The organism is Mycobacterium sp. IDR2000157661 (assembly GCF_022317005.1).
GTDB lineage: Bacteria > Actinomycetota > Actinomycetes > Mycobacteriales > Mycobacteriaceae > Mycobacterium.
In genome coordinates, this window is sequence record NZ_CP081006.1 from 4,742,149 (window position 1) to 4,758,483 (window position 16,335).

Sequence of the window (16,335 nt, forward strand, 5' to 3'; positions counted from 1 at the left end):
CGCCGTTTCCCACTGGTTGCGAACACGGCTCTTCGGTCAGTCGTCAGGCAGCGCGTCGTACTCCACATGAAGCGCCGTGAGGCCGCGCATGATGAACGTCGGCTCGTAGTCGTACTTCCGGCTTTCGGGTGGTCCGTGCATCGCCTCGGAGATGCGGATGTCCGCCATCCGATCCAGGATCCGATTGATGGCGATACGGCCCTCGGCACGGGCCAATGGTGATCCCGGGCAAGAGTGCGGACCTCGCCCGAAAGCCACGTGTTCGCGCACATTGCTGCGGTCATACCTGAATTCGTGCGGGTTCTCGAATTTGCGCGGATCGCGATTACTCGCGCCGGGAAGCATCATGAGGATGGTGCCTGCCGGAACTCGGTGGTCACCGATCGTCGTCGACGTCCGCGCCAACCGGAAATGACTCTTCACGGGGCTTTCCATCCGCAGGCACTCCTCGAGGAAGGCCGGAATTCGGGAGCGGTCACCTCGAAGTGACTCCTGGATATCCGGGCGCTCCCCCAGCATGCGCATCGCGGTGCTGACGAGCTTGGTCGTCGTGTCGGTACCGGCGGCGAAGAGGAACGTGGCGAGCTTGACGACCTCGTCGACCTCGGGCGTCGACCCGTCGGGATAGGTGGCTGCTGCGAGTTCGGTCAGGACATCCGCACGTGGGTGCCGCCGCCGATCGCTGATGTACGACGTGAACTTCTCGTCGAGCCACGCAAGCGGATTGTGTGCGACGGTTTCGCCGCTGTTACCGTCGACCTCCCCGAGCGGCTCGGCTCCCATCATTTGTTTGAACTCTTGATGATCCTCGGTCGGCACACCGAGCAGATCGGCGATCACCAGCAACGCAAGCGGTTTGGCGAATTCCTCCATGAATTCGCATGATCCGCGGTCGACGATCTTGTCGAGTTGCCGATCGACCAGCCGCCACATGAAGTCTTCGTTCTCGCTGAGTCGCTTGGGGGTGATGAGCTTGCTGAGGAGTCCCCGCGTTTTCTGGTGCGCCTCGGCGTCCATCGTCACGATGTGTTCGGCCATCGGAATGACGGCGCGGTGCTGTTCGATCTGGGCACTGATGTCATCACCCTCCGGTGTGAAGGGCAGTGGAGGGAATGGCCCCGCCACGGCCACGCACGACGACATCGCCGGGTCCTTATACGCAGCAAGCGCCTCCTGGTGTCCCGTAACGGCCATCACACCATACGGCGTCGCGGTGTGAACGGGGCACTGTGAACGCAACTGGTCGTAGTAGTCGTACGGGTCGGGGACCAGCGACATGTCGGTGAAGTAGTCGACTGACTCCAGATCGCTCACGAACAGCTCCTCGCTAGGATGGCTTTCAGCTTGACATGCGACATCGGGCCGTTCCGATCGATCACGCAGGATCGAACAGCACCGGCAACGACGTCGGCGACCGGAACACCTGTCCGCGGATGTGCGGGTCGTCACCGTCGGGGTCCATCCGCAGGTTCGGCAAGCGATCCAGCAGAAGGTTGACCGCGGTACGCATCTCGAGGCGGGCCAGGTGCATGCCGAGACAGACATGGACGCCGTGTCCCCAACCGAGGTTCGCCTTCGCCTGCCGAAAAATGTCGAACGTGTCGGGATCCGGGTAGCGGTCTTCTTGCCTGTTGGCCGAACCCAGCATGGGCATCACCGTCGCGCCGGCCGGAATCTGCACCCCGCCGAGTTCGGTGTCTCTTGTCGCGACGCGCGTGATGGTGAGCAGGGGCGGTTCCCACCGCACACCTTCCTCGATGGCCTGCGGCAACAGCGACCGGTCCTCACGAATAGCGTTGAGCTGCTGGGGATTCGACAACAGTGCGAACAGAAGGCTGCCCAGTGATCGATACGTCGTCTCGACACCTGCGGGCAGCAACAGCCGTAGGAACGAGTAGATCTCCTCGTCTGCGAGTTTTGCCCCGTCGATTTCCGCTGCAGCGAGCCGACTGATCAAGTCGTCCTTGGGCTCCGCCCGGCGCGCTTGCAGGATAGGCGCGAAGTAGTCGCACAAGGCGGCCGATGCGGCCAGTCCGCGTTCGGGGTTCATGATCCAGCTCAGTAATGAGATCGACCAGCGTTGGAACTGGGGATAGTCCTCCCGCGGCAGGCCCAGCAGTCCGGCGATGATCTGGCTCGGATAGTCGAAGGTGAACTCCTTCACCAGATCGGCCTTGCCGGTGGGAGCGAACTTGTCGATCAGGGAGTTACCCACGGGTCCGACCAGGTCGTCCTCCCACTTGGCCAACGCCTTCTGGGTGAACGCCTTCGACACCAGCGAGCGCAGCCTGCCGTGGATCGGCTCGTCCATCCCGAGCATCACGCCCTCGCCGAGCACCGGACCGAACGCATCGATCACGCCGCGCGACGAGAAGGTCTCGTTGTCGCGCAGCATCTGCTGGACGTCCTCGTGGCGGTAGACGATGAACATCGGCAGCGATTCCTCGTGCGGCAGCATCCCGGAGGTCTCCAGCCGCTGTACGGGTTCTTCGCGCCGTAGCCGCGCCAATTCCGTGTAGGGGTCACGAACGTCACCGGATATCGCGTCGTCGAAGGTCCCGAAGTCGTCGAGGTCGTCGAATAGCTGTTCCATCACTGCTCCTTGCGCAAGTGTTGGTCGGCCGGGTAGGCGACCGACTTGACTTCTGTGTACTGGCGGAACCCCTCGATGCCGTTCTGGCGTCCGACGCCACTGTCCTTGTATCCCCCGAAGGGGGTGTCCGCGCCGTAGCCCGCCGTCCCGTTGAGCCCGATGAAGCCGGCGCGCAACCGCCGTGCGACGGCAAGCGAACGATGAAGTGAACCGGACATCACGTTGCCGGCGAGTCCGTACACGCTGTCGTTGGCGATCCGGATCGCGTCCTCGGTGTCCGCGTAGGGGATCACGGCCAGCACCGGGCCGAAGATCTCCTCCTGGGCGATCGTCATCGCGTTGTCGACGTCGGTGAAAAGCGTTGGGCTGACCCAGAACCCCTTGTCGAATTCCTCGGGCGGCTCGGTGCTGCCCACCAGCAGGGTCGCGCCCTCGTCGACACCCTTCCGGATGTAGCCGAGGATGCGGGACTGCTGCTTTCCGGAGATGACGGGACCGCAGATCGTGTCCGGCTTCTGCGGATCGGCGGCCTTCATGTTCTCGTAGATCGCCTTCAGTATCGCCACGCCCTCGTCATACCTGGACCGCGGCAACAGCATCCGGGTGGGTGCGGCACAACCTTGGCCGGCATGCATGAGCGGTCCGATGCCGATGAGGCAGGCGGTGTTGAAGTCGGCATCGTCGAGGACGATCGTCGCCGACTTGCCGCCGAGTTCGAGAAAGAGCCGCTTCATGGTCGCGGCGCCCTTCTCCATGATCCTCTTGCCCACCGTGGTTGACCCGGTGAACGAGATCATGTCGACCTTCGGCGAGATCGTGAGTTCCTCGCCGACGAAGTGATCGGAGGCCGTGGCGACGTTCACGACCCCGGCTGGGAAGTCAGTCTTCTCGGCGATCAGCCGCCCCAGCCGCGTGGCGTTGAACGGAGTGTTCGGCGCCGGCTTGAGCACCACGGTGTTGCCCGTCGCCAGGGCCTGTCCGAGTTTGTTGATGGTGACCTCGAACGGGAAGTTCCACGGCACGATGGCGCCGACAACGCCAACCGGTTCGTGCCACACCTTGCGCCGGGTGTTGACGCCGGTGACAGAGACGACCTTGTCGCCGAGGTCGGTTTCCCAAGGGAATTCATCGATCAGCCGGGCGGGGTACTTCAACCCGTCCTTGAGCGGTGCGTCCAGCTGCGGTCCATAGGTCACCGCGCGCGGCGCGCCCACCTCGAGGATGAGCTCCTCGCGCAGCTCCTCGCGCTCGCTCTCGATGGCCTCGTGCAACTGCAGCAGGCAGCGCTTGCGTAGTTCACCGTTGGTCGACCAGTCCGTCTCGTCGAACGCCCGGCGCGCAGCGTCGATCGCCCGGAGTATATCGCCCTTCGATGCGTCGGCGACCTCGCCGAGCACCTCCCCGTTCGCCGGGTTGATGTTGACGAACGTGCCCGCCTCACCGTCGACGAGCTTGCCGTCGATCAACATTCTCGACTCGAACGTCACCTGCCCGTCAGCCATCGTTTGCACTCTTCTCTTGTTCCTGCGCGGCGGCTGACCGCCGCATCGCCAGCGACGTCAACCGGGTGAGGACCGGCTGGGGAAGCACTTTGGCGGCGAACACCATCGCCTTCTGGGTGATCGTCAGTGGGTAGGCTCCGCCCCGCATGGCGCCCTGCCGGGGAATGCCGAGAACGACCCGCGACATGTGATGCATGCCCGACGCGGGCAGCATCCTGTTGGCCGCCAACAGCATCGAAGCATCGGGTCCGACACCGCGACGTACGAACGGAGCGCTGTCGTTCAACGCTTTGGCTACGCCGTCGGTGAACTTCTCCGGCGGCCTGGCGAGCTTCATCGCCAACCGCCCGCGGCTGTCCATCGTCTGATGCAGGCGCGCGTAGGGCCCGTTGAAGTCCCGGTCGTCGGTGGTGCCCGCATCGGTGATGATGTCGGTGTCGTAGGTACCGGTCACCAAGACGGTCACGCCGAGCCCGAACGGGGAGATCTCGCCTGCCAGCGATTCCCCCCAGCGTTCCATCGCGGCCTTGCTCGCCGAGTACGGTCCGGTCCCCGGCTGCCCGCGCACCCCTGCCGAACTGCACACCAACACAATGCGACCCTCCCCTGCCGCGCGCATCGACGGCAGCAACGCCTTCGTCAACGCGACGGGGCCCATTACATGCGTGGCGAACATGTTCTGCCACAACGCCATGTCGGTTTCCTCCACCATGCCTGCGGCGGAGATGCCTGCGTTGTGCACGAGGGCGTATGGCGCCCCGACGCTTTCCTCGACCACTTTGGCGGCAGCCGAGATCGACGCGGCATCTGCCAGGTCGAGCTGGACACCGAGCAGTCTCTGGTCGTCCGCACCTGCTCCCGTCGCATCGCGCAGCAACGGCATCGCCCGATCGGGCGTGCGCATCGCTGCGATCACACGCCAGCCCTCGCGATAGAGACGCACGGCCGAAGCGAAGCCGAGCCCGCGCGATGCGCCCGTGATGATGACGCTGCGCGGCTCACCCATTCTGGTTCTCTGGTGCGCAGGCGCCCTGACCCGGCGGAGGTGGCGTCACCTCGGGTCGTCCGTCCGGCTGGCCGCTCATCCAGGTCGACCAGATGCCCACCGAGTACGGGCCCCGGGCGCCCGCCTCTTCGTAGTAGCCCTGCGGGTCATAAACTTTGGCCTCCGGATAGGGCCATGGGCAGGCGACCGAGGTGGCCAACCCGCTGGCCTTGATGGCCGCGAACCACGCGCCGTAGGTGAAGTAGGACACGTTGATGATGGCGAACATCACCAGGAACGTGCCGAGCACCGGACGGCTGGGGACGAGCCTGGCCTTCGCGGCGAGCTTCTCGGCCACCGACTTCCCGGTGTCGTCGCGGTAGACCAGGATCGCCGCGGGCACCATGACGAAGCACACCGCGAACGACTCCCAGATCAACGGAAACTGGAAGGTCGTACCGGCGAACACCGATCCGAACGGAATGACCTGCGAGTAGATGTACATTCCGGTCCGTACCAGGAAGATCTCCAGGCACGCATCGAAGATGAACCCGATCACCAGTGTCAGGAGCCCGAGACTCCACAGCGGATGTCGCGAGACGAAGGCCTCCGGGCCTTTGCGCGCCTGCAGTCGGCGCAGGATTGCGACGGCCGGAAAGTACGGCGCGAAGTAGAACATCACGTACCCGAAGACCAGGAACGGCTCCACCGTCGGCGACAACGACACCAGCGGCCAGGACTCGGGCCAGTGCAGCAGTTCGGGGTTGTACACCGCGAACGGCGCCCAGTTCATGATCGGGTCCTGCCACACGATCAAGGTGGTGCACAGGAACATCAGCATGATCGGGCTACCGGGGTGCCGTTTCCATCCGACGATGAAGATGACGATCAGGGCGATCAGCGCGATGACGGTGCCGACCTCGTGCAGATAGATCCAGTCTTCCCAGCCGAAGATGAAATCGACCGGTCGCGGCCTGCCGTCGACGTCGGGATTGGCGATACGCGGATCGAGATACCTGCGTGACGACAGCGCGAAGAAGGCCAAGAACGCCACCAGGGCGCCGAAGGCGATGTACCCGCCCCAGTTGTGTTTGCGTCCGGGCTTCGGGCGAGTCGGCTCGTCCGCCACCAGCGGATCCTTGGTGGTCATCTAATCAGCCGTCCTCTCCGAAGCGATCGACCAGGTGCGACGTGGTGCCGTCGGCGTCGAGGGTGCGCGCCACCAGATATCCGGCACCCATCCAGGCCCGGCGAGTCCACTTGCCCAACGAGATCCGCGTGCCCGGTGCCCCCGAGGCCGCAGGCAGCATCTTGACGCGCTCCAGCGCCTCCTTGACTCCGCGGGGGCTGAGCGGATGGGCGTCGGAGAAGGCCCGCACCAGCGTCGCGGCGACGTCGCGGTTCACCACCGACACGCAGTATTCGGGTCGGCTGCCGTTGTACTTCGCCGCGTAGCGGTCCAGGAAGTCCTGGCCGATCGGATTGCCTTCGTCGTACTGGTCGATCCCGGTCCAGCCCAGAAACGCCTGCCACATGATCGGATTGACCCACGCATTCTGGAACGCCGTGGTGGTGAAGCGCGGAGGATCCCAGTCGACGGCCTCCAGTGCCGGATTGATGAAGACGATCCCGAACCCGAACCCGAGGTGCACGATGGCCTCGGCCTTCGCGTCGTGCAGGGTGCGCACCGCGTCGCTGATGTCCTGCGCGGTCTGGGCGATCGCCGCCTCCGCGACGATGCGAACGCCTTTGCGGACGGCAGCACCTCGAAGGTTGCGCAGGTAACTCTCGCCGATGAGGTTCTGCTCGACCAGCACGCCGATCTCGGTCAACCCGCGCTTGGCGATGAGATCGACGAGAAAGATCGGTTCGTCGGTCATCGACCCCTGGGGGAAGGCGAATGTCCACTCGCCCAACCAGTCGTCGGTGCCGGTGACACTGATCGCGGGCACCTTGAACCGCTCCTCGATCGCCTCGCGCATCGGGACGCAGTTGTCGGTGATGTGCGGCCCGAAGACCACCAGGCAACCCTCCTCGACGAGTTCGCCGTATGCGTCGATCACGGCCTTGACCGATCCCTTCGGCAGGCCCTCGACCTCCCGGTAGATCATCTGCACCGGCCGATCCATCAGACCCTGCTCGTGGGCCTCTTCAAAGACGAGGTCGAAGCACTGGGTGAACGAGGCCATCAGTTCGTCGGGAAAGCCGGGCGGCAGTGTGAAGTCCATCAGATACCCGACCTTGATCGGCTCAGCGGTGCTCTCGTAGGACAACCTGACCTCCCGACGGCTGCAGTGTTCGGGTTTGCGATACGAAACCTAATATTTGTTCAGACCCTAGCGGGGAGCGTCCCACCGCGTCAATCACCGGTTCTGGCCGGTCCGGCGAGGTAGACGTCGATCATCTCGTTGAGCCCCCGCGCCACCTGCGAGTCATCGGTGAGCGGTCCCGCGATGGCTGCCCGCGCCGCCTCGGGCATGGCCAGGCCTTCGGCGATCAGCCGGCCGGCCGCGATGAGCACGCGCGTCGAGGCGACTTCGCGCAGCCCCCCCGTTTCCAGGCGACGGATCGCCTGGCCGAAACGGACCAGTTCGGCCGCCGTCGCCGGGTCCACCCCGGCCTCCCTGGCGACGATCCCTTCCTCGATCTCGGGAGGCGGGAACCCGAACTCGATGGCGACCATTCGCTGCCGCGTCGAGTCCTTGAGGTCTTTGAGGACGCTCTGGTAGCCGGGGTTGTAGGAGACGACCAGCCCGAACCCCGGTGCCGCGTCCAGCGTGACCCCGAGGCGCTCGATCGGCAGTTGGCGCCGGTAGTCCGCCAGCGGATGCAATACCACGGTGGTGTCCTGGCGCGCCTCGACCACCTCGTCGAGGTAGCAGATCGCTCCTTCGCGGACGGCCCGGGTCAGCGGCCCGTCCACCCAGACGGTCTCGTCGCCCTTCAGCAGGTAGCGGCCGACCAGGTCAGCGGTGGTGAGGTCGTCATGGCAGGCGACGGTGATCAGCTCGCGATCCAGATCGTGGGCCATGGCTTCGACGAAGCGGGTCTTGCCACACCCCGTCGGGCCCTTCAAGACCAGCGACAGACCCTGGCGATAGGCCGCCTTGAAGACCGTCTCCTCATTGCCCAACGGTTGGTAGAACGGGCGCGGTGACCCGGCCTGCGGCGTGGCGCCGTTCTGACACGCAAGCCCTGAGTCGGTGGCCATGGCGTCCCTCTCCCTCGTCATTCCCTGCGTGTGCATGCAGCCTAGCCGGAACAGATGTTTGTTTCAAGCATGGTCAGCCGTTGTCGAACGAATTCCAGGATCGCACCAACCCTGTTCTGCGCCTTGTGATCCGCACGACGGAACCGTCCGCTATGCCACACGACGCCGGGTCTCGGCCGAACGGATGGCCGACCGGAACAAGGGCCCGATCACGCCGGCGAGCTGGTCGGGGCGACCGATCGTCGCGTGGGCCGCGCTGCCGAACACCCGCCGCAACGCCGCCACGTCGGTGCTCGCGCCGACGGTCAGGCACACACATCCGGTTCCGCGGCGTCGGGCCTCGGTCAGTGCTCGTCTGGAATCGGCCGCTCCGTAGGCGCGTTCGTACCCGTGGTCGTACGCCAGCCCGTCGGAGATGACCACCAACAGCCGGCGGGATGTGCCGCCGCGGGCCTCCAGCACCGCCGCGCCGTGGCGGATCGCGGCCCCGAGTCGCGAATAGGCACCCGGTTCCAGGCTGTTGAGCCGCTGGATCACGCGGGCGTCGAGGTGATCGTCGAATCGCTTGACCGGGACGATGTTCACCGTGGTGCGCCCTTGCGAGTAGTAGCCGAACAGGGCGACCCGGTCCCCCAGGTCATGCAGCGCCACGCAGAGATTCGCGGCCACCGTGCGCTGCTGCTGATGGACCGTTCGGCCGAGGGTGCCGGCCTCGGCGGCGGAGCCCGAGACATCGAGCAGCAGGAGGACGGAAAGATCGCGACGCCTGCGCAGGCTGTCGAGGTACACCGCCTCGTCGGGTACCGCCCCGGCCCTGACCTCCACCCGTTCCTCGACAGCGGCATCGATGTCGATGTCGTCGCCCTGCGACTGCCGGTGCCTGCGGTGCAGGCCCATGCCGAGCCGCGCCAACGGTCGTCGCACACCGATGGCACCGTCGATCGACTGCGGTGCCGACGCCTTGATCGGCGCCTCGACTTCGCGGACTGTGCACCAATCGGCCCGATATGCCTTGCGATTCGCATCCCATTCGGGGTACTTGAATCCGTGCTGCGAGACGTCGGCCACTTCTTCGGCCGCCGTCGTGGCCGCCGACGACACCGCGTAGGCGCCGCGGTTCGCCGATGCGGTGCGATGAGTGGGTGAGTCGGCCCCGGGCGGGCCCGCACCGTCGCCGCCCGACTTCCGTGCCGACGACAGCATCTTCTTCAGCCATTTACCGATGGCTCCACCGCCGCCGACGGGACTGGTGAACAGGTCCGGGTCGTCGGTGTCGTCGACTTCCCCGTCGTCGAGTTCTTCCAGCGCTTCCTTGCTCTCGCGACGCGGTACGTGGCCCACCGTCTCATCGTCCACCGCCGTACCGGGCCGGTCGCCCGCCGCGATGACCTTCTTGGCGCGGATGACACCGAACGCTGCCGGCGAATCGCCGACAGCGTCTTTACCGGAAGCGATGGTCAACGACTCCGCGGGCGAACCGCTGCGGCGCGCCACCTCGCGATCAGCGAGCATGGACAGCGCGCCGGGCAGCAAGGCGCCGTTGGCCAGCAGTGCACGATGGCCTTCGATCACCAGATACCGCCTCGCCACCCGCGGACGGCGGACCAGCGGGCCGACGGCCTCGGGGTCCAGGCTGCCCGCGGCGATCAACGAGGCCTGTACCGCAATCGAATCGACGTTCGCCCGGCCACCGGCGGTCGGATCCAGGAACACCGTCTGCCCGTCCGTCCAGGACGGTTCGCCGGGGTCGAGTGGGGCCACCGCCATGGGGCGGCCCGCGAGCGCCGAAGCCAGCATCCCGAGGCTCTGCAGGCGGTCGTCTGCGGCGTCGCAGGCCACCCTCCACCTCCTGCCACATCTGGTTGACCAAATATCTGTTCCACCGTAGAGTTCGCTCCGCTGGGAGTCAATCTTCCGCTCCCCACCGGACTGCGCCCGTGGCGCGCACGCATCGAAAGGCAGCCTTCTCAACATGATCGACTTCACCGGCCAGGTGGTGATCGTCACCGGTGCCGGCCGCGGCCTCGGCCGGCTCTACGCCCTCGACATGGCGCGGCGAGGCGCGGCGGTCGTGGTCAACGACCTCGGCGGCACGATGCACGGCGACGGATCCGACACCCGTGTCGCCGACGAGGTGGTCGAGGAGATCACCCGAGACGGCGGGCGTGCGGTGGCCTCCTACGACTCGGTCGACAGTCCCGAAGGCGGGCAGGCCATCGTCGATGCCGCCGTCTCGTCGTTCGGCCGCCTCGACGCCGTGGTGAGCAATGCGGGCATCTTCAACAGCATCCCGTTCGAGCGCCTCACCGCCGACCAGTGGCGTCGCATGCTGAGCGTGCATCTTGACGGCGGCTTCTACCTCAGCAGGGCCGCGTTCACGGTGATGGCGAAGCAGAAGTACGGCCGATTCGTGTTCATCTCCTCGTCAGCAGGCAACTTCGGCCAACCGATGGAGGCGCACTACGCGGCCGCCAAGACGGGACTGGTCGGATTGTCCAACGTGATCGCGATCGAGGGTGCCGAACACGGGATTGTCTCCAACACCGTTCTGCCGACGGGCTTCTCGCGGATGGTCACCGAGACCGTCGGGGACGAGAAGTTCCTCGCCGAGTCCGGATTCATGCAAGCGATCCGGGCCGAACTCGTGGTTCCCCTGGTGGTTTTCCTGGCGAGCAAGGCATGCGACGTCACCCATCACAACTACTCGGCGTGTGCCGGACGCTACGCACGGGTGTTCGTCGGGCTCAGCGAGGGCTGGTTGGCGGACGCCGGGAGCGAGCCGACCGCTGAAGACATCCTCGAGCACATCGACGAGGTGTCCAGCACCGAGAAGTTCATCGTGCCGGAGTCCATCGTCGACGAAGTGCTGGAAGTCTGCGACCGCCGCGGCATCAGCCCGATGCCGGACAACGCCGAGGTTGCGTTCCCCGACGCGACCGACAGTTGAGGAGACATCAGATGGATATGAACGACTTCGTCCTCGTATCGGTCGACGACCACATGGTCGAGCCACCGGACATGTTCGACGGTCATATCCCGGCCAGGTACAAAGACGACGCACCGAAACTCGTTCAACGCGAAGACGGCACCGATGCATGGGTCTTCGAGGGACAGGAGGCCACCAACGTCGGCTTGAACGCCGTCGCCGGACGCCCACCCGACGAGTACGGCGCGGAACCGACCAAGCTCTCCGAGATCCGCGAGGGCTGCTACAACATCCACGAGCGGATCCGCGACATGAACGCCAACGGCGTCGCCGCGGCGTTGTGCTTCCCGTCCTACCCGCAGTTCTGTGGTCAGTACTTCGCCCGTGCCCGCGACAAGGACCTCGGCCTCGCCGTGTTGCAGGCCTACAACGACTGGAACATCGACGAATGGTGCGGCACCTATCCGGGCCGCATGATTCCCCAGGCGCTGCCACCGATCTGGGATCCCGGGCTGATGGCCGACGAGGTTCGACGGGTGGCCGAGAAGGGTTGTCACGCCGTCTCCTTCTCCGAGAACCCCACCAAGATCGACTACCCGTCGATCCACGACCCGCACTGGGATCCCTTCTGGCGCGCCTGCAGCGACACCGACACCGTGGTGAACCTGCACATCGGTTCGTCGTCGAGCGTCGTCATCACCTCGATCGACGCTCCGGTGGACACCATGATCACCTTGCAGCCCATGAGCATCGTCCAAGCCGCCGCCGATCTCATCTGGTCACCGATGCTGCGCAAGTTCCCCGACCTGACGTTCGCTTTGTCCGAGGGGGGAATCGGTTGGGTGCCCTACTTCCTGGAACGCATCGACCGCACCTACAAGATGCACCGTGCGTGGACCCACCAGGATTTCGGCGACAAGCTGCCCAGTGAGGTGTTCCTCGACCGGGTCGCGCTCTGCTTCATCGATGACGAGTTCGGCATCGAAAGTCGCCACAGACTCAATCTCGACATGGTGACGTGGGAATGCGACTACCCGCATTCGGATTCCACCTGGCCGCTGTCCCCCGAGACACTGGCCCTGTACCTCGACGGTGTGCCGGATGACGAGATCGACAAGATCACCCATCTGAACGCCATGCGGCTCTATTCGTTCGACATGTTCGACCATCTCCCCAAGGAGCGGCTGACTGTCGGGGCGCTTCGCGCGCAGGCCGCCGATGTCGACCTCGGCTTCCGCTCGTCGGACCGGCTGAAGAAGACCGGAACGGACACCGTGACGGTGCTCGACCTCGCTTCGAAATTGTCCACGTAAGGCACCGCCGTGGATGTCGAGCAGCTACTCACTTCGACACGGTCCGCGCGCAGATCGTTGGACCTGGACGCCGGCGTCGATGTCGAGGAGCTCCGCGACTGCCTACGAATCGGGCTGCAGGCAGCCAACGGCTCGAACCAGCAGTCGTGGCGCTGGTTGATCGTGACCGATGCCGGGCTTCGCGAACGGATCGCCGCCCTGTACCGGGATGCGTACCTGACGAAGGTCGGCGGCCAGTTGATCGCTGGATTCATGCCCGCGGGCACTGGCGAACACCGGTTGATGTCGTCCACCGAATGGCTCGTCGAACACCTGGCACACGTGCCGGTACTGGTGATCCCCTGTTACGAACTTTCGATGCCGCGAACCGACGGTGACGAATCCTTCTATTTGGCGACGCTGTACGGATCGATATTTCCCGCCGTCTGGAACTTTCAGTTGGCGCTGCACACACGCGGCTACGGTACGTGCATCACGACGCTGCATCTGCATCACGAGAAGGCCGTGGCCGACTTGCTCGGCATTCCCGAGGAATTCGTCCAGGGCTGTCTGCTGCCGGTGGCGCGTATCCGCGGCGGACGCAGGTTCGTGCCCGCACCGCGCCGACCGATTGAGGAGGTCATCGGCATCAACGGATGGGAGAACCGATGAGGCACGATGCCGCCTTGGAAGCACGGGTTGCCGACCTCGAGGCGCGCGCCGAGATACTGCAGTGCGTGCAACGCTACGCGCGCGGCATGGATCGGCGCGACCGTGCGCTTCTGCGGTCCGCCTACCACGATGACGCTGTCGACGATCATGTCGGGTTCGTCGGGCCGGTGGAGGAATTCATCGATTGGGCATTCGCCTATCACTCCACCCAGACGCGCTACCAGCACTACCTGCTGAACCACACCGCAGAGGTGAGCGGTGACGAAGCCCATGCCGAGACCTACTATCTCTTCGTCGGCACGGATCGTGAGCCGGCCGATCACATCACCCTTTCTGGGGGTCGCTACATCGATCGGATGGAGCGGCGCGACGGTCACTGGGCGATCGTGGACCGGGTCTGCGTCGTCGAATGGAATGCCGAGTCGACCAACCAGATCACCGACGAGGTCATCGCGATGCTCACCGACGTCAAGTGTGCTGCGCATGACCACAGCGACCCGTCGTACCTGAGGCCTCTGGTGGCCGAGCGACGCGGCGCGGGAGCGTGAACGCAGTGCATATTTCGGCGGAGCTGTCTCTGTGGGGATGAGCTTCGGGAGGAAGCCCGACCGCGAATTGATTCGCCGCAGTCGCTGATGAGCGCCGCGGAATCGCTGACATCCTGAAAGGGCTTAACATTGACCACAGCATCCGGGGACCGAGCCGAGCTCCCCACCGTTCCGCTGCCGCGCGACGCCGGTTGCCCGCTCGAGCCTCCTCGGCGATCTCGTGAATGGCGGGAAGCCGAGGGCCTGCAGTTGGCCCTCTGGCGGCATGAGCCGACGTGGGTGATCAGTCGCTACGAGGACATTCGCGCTGCCCTGACGGATCCTCGACTCAGCGCCGAGACGCTTCCGGACAGCATGCGGGCACGCACCGCTGACGACAGCATTCCCGTGATCTTCGCCCGCATCGATGATCCCGAGCACAATCGGTTGAGGCGAATGATGACGCGCGACTTCACCTTCCGCCGGGCCGAGTCGATGCGACCGCAGATCCAGGCGCTGGTCGATGGTCTCCTGGAGAAGATGATCGAAACCGGCCCTACAGCCGATCTGGTCCATGACTACGCGCTGCCGGTGCCGTCGCTTGTCATCTCGTTGCTTCTCGGAGTGCCATACGAGGAGCACGACTACTTCCAGTACCACAGCACGAAGGGACTCGACTCGCGATCCACCGACGAGGAGAAGGCGGCCGCGATCGGAGCGCTGTTCGAATTCATGTGGAAGCTCGCCGCGCTCAAGGAACGCGAGCCCGGCGATGACCTCATGAGCAGATTGATGACCGACTACGTCGCAACCGGTGAGCTCAGCCGAGAGACCGCGGTCATGAACGGCGTCATCCTCCTGCAGGCCGGGCATGAGACGACCGCCGGAATGATCTCACTGGCAACCGTTGCGCTCCTCCAACACCCAGACCAACTCGACAGACTGCGGACCTCCGATGATCCGGCGTTAATCGCCAATACCGTTGAGGAGCTGATGCGTTACCTGTCGACCGTGCACAGCCAGGTCGATCGCGTCGCCGTCCAGGATCTCACCATCAGCGGTCAACTGATCCGTGCCGGTGAACACGTTCTGATGAACCTACCGGCGGGAAACTGGGATCCCGCGTTCGTTGACGACCCGGATCGCTTCGACATCGAACGCAATCCGCGCGGACATCTCGGTTTCGGCTTCGGAGTACATCAGTGCGTGGGGGCAGAACCTTGCTCGAGTCGAGCTGCAGGTTGCCCTTGCCACGTTGTTCCGCCGCCTCCCCCACCTCCAGTTGGCCGTTTCACAGGACGAACTGCGCTTCGCCGGCGAGCAGGAGATCTACACGATGCACGAGTTGCCGGTCAGCTGGTAAACCGACGTCGGTGATCGTCCGCCTCGCCTGATCAGCCGACGATCATCGGCAGCGTGCCCCACCCTCGCACACTCGACGTGTGGGCCATCGCCGCGTTCTCGAGGTCGACCTCCCATTCCGGCCACCGCCGAAGTAATTCCTCGAGGGCGACCCTGGCCTGCATGCGAGCCAGCGAGGAACCGAGGCAGAAGTGCAGTCCCTGACCGAACGACAGATGAGGTCCGGTGCGATGGATGTCGAAGGTCTCACCGTTCGGGAACTGGCGCTCGTCACGGTTGGCCGACCCGTTGAGCAACAGCATGATTGACCCCTCGGGGATCGTCTGGCCGCGACATTCGGTGTCCCGCGCGACATAGCGCCCTTGCACCGGCGAGGGCGCCTGGAACCGCAACACCTCTTCGATTGCGCCGGGGATCAATGAGAAGTCGTCGACGAGTTCCCGACGCTGATCGGGATGTTCGGCGAGCAGTTGAGCGATGAAGCCGATCAGTCGGGTGGTCGTCTCGTTGCCGGCGCCAGCGATCATGCTGGTGTAGGTCAGCACCTCGACCCGTGTCAGCGGACGCAGCTGCCCGTCCTCCCCGATCTGCGCATTGAGGAGTTGGGTCATCAGGTCGTCGGAGGGATGGTCGGCCCGCCACTCGATGTAGTCGGCGAAGAGTTGATAGGCGTTCTCGAATGTGGCGGCGGACACCGACTGGAAGCTGCCCTCCTTCAGACCGATAGCCGCATCCGTGTTGTCGCGAATCTGCTGCTGGCCCTGTTTGGGAATCCCCAGCAGGTATCCGATGGTGCGCATGGGGATCAGCGCGCCGAAATCGGTGATCACGTCGAACTGCGAAGCACCGTCGAGCGAGTCGAGCGCCCGGACGCAGAACTGTCGGGTCAGCGGTTCGATCGCCTCCATCCGCCGCGGTGTGAAGACCTTGGACAGCACCCGGCGATGCAGGTCATGCAGCGGCGGGTCCTCGAACAAGATCACGCCCGGCGGCACTTCGACGCCGCTCATGATGACGTCGATGGTGGTACCCCTGCCCGACCGATAGGTATCCCAGTTGTGCAGTTCCCTCGCCACGTCCTCGTAGCGACTCAGGGCATAGAACCCATACTTCTCGTTGTGGTAGAGCGGGGCCTCGTCCCTCATCCGTTTCCAGATCGGGTACGGGTTGTCGTCGATGTCGAAATCGAAGGGGTCGTAGTAGATGTCGACGGCGTCAGCTTCAGTCATTCGTTGGTCCCCTGCTCGGCCGGCACACAGCGGTAC

The 16,335-nt window shown here is 64.8% G+C and carries 13 protein-coding genes and 1 pseudogene; 5 read left to right on the plus strand and 9 right to left on the minus strand.

Annotated features, from left to right (window positions below; genetic code table 11):
- Positions 1 to 36: 36 nt before the first annotated feature.
- The 8 genes from K3G64_RS24325 to K3G64_RS24360 all read right to left on the minus strand — a co-directional run bounded on the left by K3G64_RS24325 (position 37) and on the right by K3G64_RS24360 (position 10,088).
- Positions 37 to 1,314, minus strand: coding sequence for a cytochrome P450 (locus K3G64_RS24325; protein WP_238888056.1), 1,278 nt, complete (start codon positions 1,312 to 1,314; stop codon positions 37 to 39).
- A gap of 61 nt (positions 1,315 to 1,375) precedes the next feature.
- Positions 1,376 to 2,593, minus strand: a complete 1,218-nt coding sequence (locus K3G64_RS24330; protein ID WP_238888058.1) for a cytochrome P450 — start codon at positions 2,591 to 2,593, stop codon at positions 1,376 to 1,378.
- On the minus strand, positions 2,593 to 4,095 hold the full coding sequence (locus K3G64_RS24335) for an aldehyde dehydrogenase family protein (RefSeq protein ID WP_238888060.1): 1,503 nt from the start codon (positions 4,093 to 4,095) through the stop codon (positions 2,593 to 2,595). Before K3G64_RS24335 ends, K3G64_RS24330 begins: the two co-directional genes overlap by 1 nt.
- A complete protein-coding gene (locus tag K3G64_RS24340) occupies positions 4,088 to 5,101 on the minus strand; it encodes an SDR family oxidoreductase (protein WP_238888062.1) in 1,014 nt (337 codons plus the stop codon). Before K3G64_RS24340 ends, K3G64_RS24335 begins: the two co-directional genes overlap by 8 nt.
- A complete protein-coding gene (locus K3G64_RS24345; protein WP_238888064.1) occupies positions 5,094 to 6,230 on the minus strand; it encodes a spirocyclase AveC family protein in 1,137 nt (378 codons plus the stop codon). The genes K3G64_RS24340 and K3G64_RS24345 overlap by 8 nt, the downstream gene beginning before the upstream one ends.
- Positions 6,231 to 6,234: 4 nt before the next feature.
- Positions 6,235 to 7,353 (minus strand): ABC transporter substrate-binding protein, encoded by a 1,119-nt coding sequence (locus K3G64_RS24350; RefSeq protein ID WP_238888066.1) that lies wholly within the window; start codon positions 7,351 to 7,353, stop codon positions 6,235 to 6,237.
- Positions 7,354 to 7,439: 86 nt separating this feature from the next.
- Positions 7,440 to 8,291: a CbbQ/NirQ/NorQ/GpvN family protein gene (locus K3G64_RS24355; RefSeq protein ID WP_238888073.1), complete on the minus strand. Its 852-nt coding sequence runs from the start codon at positions 8,289 to 8,291 to the stop codon at positions 7,440 to 7,442.
- 150 nt (positions 8,292 to 8,441) lie between these two features.
- Positions 8,442 to 10,088, minus strand: coding sequence for a nitric oxide reductase activation protein NorD (locus K3G64_RS24360; protein ID WP_238950976.1), 1,647 nt, complete (start codon positions 10,086 to 10,088; stop codon positions 8,442 to 8,444).
- A 175-nt stretch (positions 10,089 to 10,263) separates the two neighbouring features.
- Here K3G64_RS24360 and K3G64_RS24365 point away from each other — a divergent pair, with 175 nt between their 5' ends.
- The 5 genes and pseudogenes from K3G64_RS24365 to K3G64_RS24385 all read left to right on the plus strand — a co-directional run bounded on the left by K3G64_RS24365 (position 10,264) and on the right by K3G64_RS24385 (position 15,071).
- Positions 10,264 to 11,238 carry an SDR family NAD(P)-dependent oxidoreductase gene (locus tag K3G64_RS24365; protein ID WP_238888075.1) on the plus strand — a complete coding sequence of 325 codons (975 nt, stop codon included), beginning with the start codon at positions 10,264 to 10,266 and terminating at the stop codon, positions 11,236 to 11,238.
- An 11-nt stretch (positions 11,239 to 11,249) separates the two neighbouring features.
- On the plus strand, positions 11,250 to 12,530 hold the full coding sequence (locus K3G64_RS24370; protein WP_238888076.1) for an amidohydrolase family protein: 1,281 nt from the start codon (positions 11,250 to 11,252) through the stop codon (positions 12,528 to 12,530).
- Between the two features lie 9 nt (positions 12,531 to 12,539).
- Complete coding sequence (locus K3G64_RS24375; RefSeq protein WP_238888078.1) at positions 12,540 to 13,181, plus strand: nitroreductase family protein; 642 nt, start codon at positions 12,540 to 12,542, stop codon at positions 13,179 to 13,181.
- 14 nt (positions 13,182 to 13,195) lie between these two features.
- The gene (locus K3G64_RS24380) at positions 13,196 to 13,729 is read left to right on the plus strand and encodes a nuclear transport factor 2 family protein (RefSeq protein WP_238888085.1); all 534 of its coding nucleotides are present in this window, start codon (positions 13,196 to 13,198) and stop codon (positions 13,727 to 13,729) included.
- 129 nt (positions 13,730 to 13,858) lie between these two features.
- Positions 13,859 to 15,071 (plus strand): annotated as a pseudogene (locus K3G64_RS24385) (cytochrome P450).
- Positions 15,072 to 15,102: 31 nt separating this feature from the next.
- Here the strand turns inward: K3G64_RS24385 and K3G64_RS24390 are convergent.
- Positions 15,103 to 16,299, minus strand: coding sequence for a cytochrome P450 (locus K3G64_RS24390; protein WP_238888087.1), 1,197 nt, complete (start codon positions 16,297 to 16,299; stop codon positions 15,103 to 15,105).
- Between the last annotated feature and the right edge of the window lie 36 nt (positions 16,300 to 16,335).